The sequence below is a fragment of the uncultured Mucilaginibacter sp. genome, assembly GCF_903913935.1.
Lineage (GTDB): Bacteria > Bacteroidota > Bacteroidia > Sphingobacteriales > Sphingobacteriaceae > Mucilaginibacter.
This window is the reverse complement of record NZ_CAIWNH010000361.1, coordinates 1-5,573: the sequence shown is the minus strand read 5'-3', so window position 1 is coordinate 5,573 and position 5,573 is coordinate 1. Positions and strand designations below refer to the sequence as shown.

Genomic DNA, 5,573 nt, shown 5'->3' with positions numbered 1-5,573 from the left:
TATTCATATACCCATACTGCTGGCATCACCATGGAAGAATACAGTTTTCTTCACCATGCATCAGCAGGGCTTTCGCAAAATCAAATGCAAACCTTTTTGCTGGTTTACAACAGCCGCAGAAAAAATCCAAATGATATTTTGCTGGCTACCTTGTTAGGCTTTTTAGGACTGGCAGGTATGCAAAGATTTATGACCAGGAACTATATGTTAGGTGGCCTTTACCTGCTTACTTTCGGTTTTTTCGGGATCGGCACCCTTATTGATCTGATCACCTATAAAAGCATCGCTAATGATTACAACAGGCATTTAGCGTATGAATGTTATCAGATCGCGAAAATGAACAACTAAATTAATAATAAGGGAGCGCAATAGATAAAAACTGAAAAACTCCCCGAATCTATCATATACTGATCAATGAGGTGAAAGGTAAAAGGCGAAAGGTAAACGTTACCAACGCTTCAAACCTTTCACCTTTTACTTTTTAGCTTTTACCTTACTTCCCCGTTGACTTTTCCCTTATGGCTTTAAACTCCGAGCCATTTTTCCAACCGGGCCAAGTACTTTCATTTGCCAGTTTATCACCCACTTTAAACAGCATGTTGGCTACCTCGGCCATTCCGTCAGCATCCATACCCGGCGAATAATTGTCTGATGGCTGGTGGTAATGCATATCGCCATATTCTTTTTGTTTTGCTTTGCCCCAGGCTTCGCCATGTGTGGTACTTTCAGCTCCATTGTTTATATCCAAGGCCGGTACACCCACCTTTGCAAAATTAAAATGATCGGACCGGTAGTAGCCCCCGGCTCCTGGGTTTTTATCCGCGGTAACCTTTTTGCCTTCCTGATTTGCAAAATCTGCTACATAGTCTTCCAGGTCGTTCTGCCCCTTACCCGTAATGGAAAAATCATTGGTTTCGCCATAGGCCCCTAGCGCGTCCATGTTGAGGTCAGCAACGGTTTTACTTAATGGATAAATGGGATGCGTCGCATAATATTCCGACCCCAGCAGGCCCTGTTCTTCTCCTGTTACTGCTAAAAACACTATAGATCTTTGGGGTTTCTCCTTTAATTGCATAAACCGCCTGGCTTCGCTTAATACCGCAGCTACGCCGCTGGCATTATCTACTGCCCCATTATAAATGCTATCACCTTTTGCATCAGGTTTCCCTACACCCAGGTGATCCCAATGTGCCGTATAAAGGATGCACTCGCCCGGACGGGCGCTTCCCTTTAGTACAGCGATCACGTTGTGTGAGGTTGAGTATTTTAGTTTATTTTGAACGATTAGACTAACAGCCAGGTTTAATGGAATGGCTTTAAAATCCCTTTTACGCGCGATAGCCCTGAAATCGCCCGTAATACCAGCGGCTGCAAATAGCTTTTTGGCGGCTTCTTCGGTTATCCAGCCTTCAACTTTGCATCTTGAAAGATGTTTATCTGATTGTTGTAAGTAAAGCTTTGCTCCTGTAAAACTATTGGCCACAACGCTCCAGCCATAACTTGCCGGCTCAGTTTGATGCACTATGATGATTCCAGCCGCGCCCTGCCGCGCTGCTTCTTCGTATTTATAGGTCCAGCGTCCATAATAGGTCATGGTATCGCCTTTAAATAAGGTCCGGTCACCTGACTTAAAGCCCGGGTCATTCACCAGCACCACAACCGTTTTACCTTTAACGTCAAGCCCCGCGTAATCATTCCATTTATATTCGGGGGCAACAATGCCATATCCCGCAAATACCAGCGGGGAGTTTTTTAACTGCACCGTATCCAGTTCGCGCCGTGTTGAAGCCACAAAATCAGTCAGGTAATTGAGGCTGATAGGTTGTTTTCCTCCCGATATTTCCATAGCGCCCACAGGCTTGCTGGTCACTTCAACCATAGGCACTTCCTGGAAATAGCTGCCATTATTCCCCGGCTCAAGGCCCAGCTTTTTAAACTCCGATGAAATGTAGGCGATGGCTTTAGTTTCACCCACAGTAAATGGCTTCCGGCCAAGTAATGAATCATCTGCCAATACTGCTATATGGCTTTTTATTTCGTCGCCCGTTACGGGATTGCCCTTGTCATGGCTTTTGCAACCTGACAGCAATGTGGCGACGGAAAAAGTTAAAAGGAAAGAATATTTTATTTTCATGTCGATCAGTTTAGCCAAATGTAACAAAAATGCCCTTTTGTTTAACACCGCATCCTTTCGTCCGTTTACGAACACACAGTTGTATCAAAATGATACGCGCCTGCCTGATATTCACTATAAACAACTGAAAAACAATTACATAAAACATCGGCACAGCATTTGAGCAATAATTGCAAGTTAACACAAAATCAAAATGAGCAGTAAGAAACAACCTGAACGCCGTACATTTTTACAGGATCGTTTCGATATCCTGATCAAAAGGCAAAAATCGGGAAAAGCAACCTTCAGCGAGTTAACTGAACTGGATGAAATTGTAAACGGCGACCCGGAGCTAAGAGAAAAAATTATTCGTGAAGATATACTGATGGAAAGATTTGATGACCTTGAAGAGCCAAAGAACCAACCTGAAAACAATGAACATATATTGCAGCAGGTAACCAGGCGGAGTTTTTTGGACCGGGTGAAATCGCTGGTATCACGCATTTATAATACGGAAATTATTACGGTAAAAACAGGTAATCCTATTGCGCAGTCGGCGCTTTTGTCATTCTGAAAAAATCACCCGCCAATATCTTTAGTTTACGTTGCATACAAATAGATTTATTTTCGGTAGTTTGGCAGAAACCTTAAAACTATAAATCATGAAAAAAATCATTTTACTGGCAGCCCTGATTGCATTTGTTTTTTCAGCCTTTTCGCAAACAGTTGACCTGCGCCGAAAAATTGAAGTTAGCGGATCCGCTGAGCAGGAAGTTACGCCTGATATTATAAACGTTACTGTATCCATGCAGGAGTACATGAGTGGTAAAACCAAAATCACTATTGATGAACTGGAGAATCAGCTTGAAAGCGCTGTTAAGGATGCCGGCATTCCCAAAGAAGACTTCACTGTAAACAACTTGTTCTCTTACAATAATTATTATCAAAAGAAAAAGACGCCAGATTTTTTAGCGGCAAAACAATACAGGATCCGCTTTCATGATCTGAACAAATATAACCAGATAATAGCGGCCGTTGACGCTAAAGGCATATCCTCAACAAATATTGATAGTTACGATTATTCGAAAATGCCGGAAGTAAAACGCCAGGTAAAAATACAAGCTTTGTTGGCCGCTAAAGAAAAAGCGACTTACCTTTTAAACAGCCTGGGCGAAAAACTGGGCCCAGTGATCAGCATCAATGAAACCGAAACCTCAATCCAGAATTACTATAGTCCTAATATGTACTCAAACACAGTGATGGCCTACAATAAGAGCGAGTCGACCTCTGATATTGATTTTAAGAAAATTAAATTAAGCTATCAGATAAACGCTGTTTTTGAAATTTCAAACTAGGGTGTGGAAAACTCGGGGCGGTTTTTATGATTGTTTTTAAGGACAGCTAAATAACAATTATAAATTCCTTAAAAAACACTTCATTTCACGAAGAATTTTTAATTATCTCATGCATTTTTTTTGCTACACGGATGTTAATAACTTCCGAGCTTAAACATTGGCCTTTATTGATAATTAATTTTAAATAACAAATATATCACAAAAGTTAATTAATCGTCAAAAAAGTCATATTTCCGTAGAATTTTGTGCCCAATATTAAGAAATTATTAAGTTTATATTTTCTTTCCCATTGATTAATAAGCACTTGACAATTTGAAAATTACCATTTATCTTTATTGACCCTAATTTGTTTGAGCATGATCCGTACACGCTTCAGGAAAGTAACTTTGGTTGCCCCTGAAATCTTCGATGAACATTTAATTGATGGTTATACCAACGTTAAACACGTATCTGTTGCAAACAATTTATTTCCTTCAATTTTCGAATCCTACCCCGAGCTGATCATATTTGATTATGATTTTTTAGGAAAGGAACTCGAAAAAATTCTGCGCCGCATCCAAACAAATAAGTTCTACAATAAAATCAAACTTTGCTGTTACAAAAACGATCCCAACGAAAAAACGGATAGCTTTCTGAAAGTTCTTGGTGTTGATCAGTTTATATACAAGGCCGACCTGGCCAAAGTCCAAAAACAAAAAACGGTGCTAAACACCGTCAATGACATGATCGATACCTCGATCATTAAACTTGTTGCCAGCGTGAGCAACTAAACGCTTAGTCTATCCATTCAAACTTTGTGTACGGAACCAGTACCTCGGGTACTTTAATACCATTTTCCGTTTGGTAGTTTTCCAAAATCGTTGCTACAATACGTGGCAAGGCCAATGCACTGCCATTAAGCGTGTGGGCCAACTGGGTTTTTCCTTCAGCATTGCGGAAACGCAGCTTTAAACGGTTGCTCTGGAAAGTTTCGAAATTTGAGACTGATGATACCTCAAGCCAGCGCTGCTGTGCCGCGCTCCAGGTTTCCAGGTCGTAGGTAAGTGCGGAACCAAACCCCATGTCGCCGCCGCAAAGGCGCAATACGCGGTATGGTAGTCCTAATTTTTGCAATAAGCCCTGCACATGGCTCACCATCTCTTCCAATAACGCGTATGAATTATCCGGGTGTGCGATCTGTACGATCTCTACCTTATCAAACTGGTGCAGGCGGTTAAGTCCCCGTACATGCGCGCCATAAGAACCTGCTTCCCTGCGGAAACAAGGGGTATGACCGCAGTTTTTTACAGGCAATTCATCAGCCTTTAAAATTACATCGCGGTAAAGGTTGGTGATTGGCACTTCTGCGGTTGGGATCAGGTACAGGTTATCCAGGCCGACATAGTACATCTGACCTTCCTTATCGGGCAACTGGCTGGTGCCAAAACCTGAGGCCTCATTTACCATCAAAGGCACACTTACTTCACTAAAACCGGCCTTTTCGGCCTCATCGATAAAATAATTGATGAGCGCGCGCTGCAATTTGGCGCCTTTGTTTTTATAAACCGGGAAACCGGCGCCGGTTATTTTAACGCCGAGTTCAAAATCAATCAGGTTATATTTGGCGGCAAGCTCCCAATGGGGCAGCGCGTTTGCCGGTAGGTGCGGCATAGCACCGCTTTCAAGCACCACCTCATTCTCTTCAGGTGTAAGGCCTTTCGGCACCGAACTATGTGGCAAATTGGGCAGCAATACCTGTTTCTGGTATAACTCTTCCTCTATCGTTGAAAGCTGCTCACCTAAAGCTTTGATATCTTCTTTCCAGGTACCGGTTTTTGATTTAAGTACTTCGGCTTCATCTTTTTTCCCGGCTCTCATCAGCTCGCCGATCTGTTTTGCCGCGACATTTGCTTCCGCCGAAACATTATCCAAACTGGTTTGTGTTTGACGGCGTTTATCATCCAATTGAATAATTTCATCAACCAAAGCCGGCTGTTTGAAATTTTTTACAGCCAAACGTTCCAAAACCTGTTCCCTGTTATCGCGGATATAATTAACTTGCAGCATTATTTTTAATTTTAGGCAAAGATATAATTAGTTCATGGTTCATAGTTCATGGTTCATAG

The 5,573-nt window shown here is 42.0% G+C and carries 6 protein-coding genes; 4 read left to right on the top strand and 2 right to left on the bottom strand.

Features of this window, described 5'->3' with window-relative positions:
- The coding region (locus QZY09_RS14395) for a TM2 domain-containing protein (protein ID WP_295673463.1) at positions 1-348 on the top strand (348 nt) is incomplete at its 5' end.
- A 145-nt stretch (positions 349-493) separates the two neighbouring features.
- Here the strand turns inward: QZY09_RS14395 and QZY09_RS14390 are convergent.
- Positions 494-2,134, bottom strand: coding sequence for a M28 family metallopeptidase (locus tag QZY09_RS14390; RefSeq protein WP_295673461.1), 1,641 nt, complete (start codon positions 2,132-2,134; stop codon positions 494-496).
- Between the two features lie 193 nt (positions 2,135-2,327).
- Between QZY09_RS14390 and QZY09_RS14385 the strand changes: the two genes are divergently transcribed.
- The 3 genes from QZY09_RS14385 (at position 2,328) to QZY09_RS14375 (ending at position 4,238) form a co-directional block, all read left to right on the top strand.
- Positions 2,328-2,687 carry a hypothetical protein gene (locus QZY09_RS14385; protein WP_295673459.1) on the top strand — a complete coding sequence of 120 codons (360 nt, stop codon included), beginning with the start codon at positions 2,328-2,330 and terminating at the stop codon, positions 2,685-2,687.
- A gap of 88 nt (positions 2,688-2,775) precedes the next feature.
- Complete coding sequence (locus QZY09_RS14380; RefSeq protein ID WP_295673457.1) at positions 2,776-3,468, top strand: SIMPL domain-containing protein; 693 nt, start codon at positions 2,776-2,778, stop codon at positions 3,466-3,468.
- A 356-nt stretch (positions 3,469-3,824) separates the two neighbouring features.
- Complete coding sequence (locus tag QZY09_RS14375; protein ID WP_295673456.1) at positions 3,825-4,238, top strand: hypothetical protein; 414 nt, start codon at positions 3,825-3,827, stop codon at positions 4,236-4,238.
- 4 nt (positions 4,239-4,242) lie between these two features.
- Here the strand turns inward: QZY09_RS14375 and serS are convergent, their stop codons facing one another.
- Positions 4,243-5,514 (bottom strand): serine--tRNA ligase, encoded by a 1,272-nt coding sequence (serS, locus tag QZY09_RS14370; protein ID WP_295673455.1) that lies wholly within the window; start codon positions 5,512-5,514, stop codon positions 4,243-4,245.
- Between the last annotated feature and the right edge of the window lie 59 nt (positions 5,515-5,573).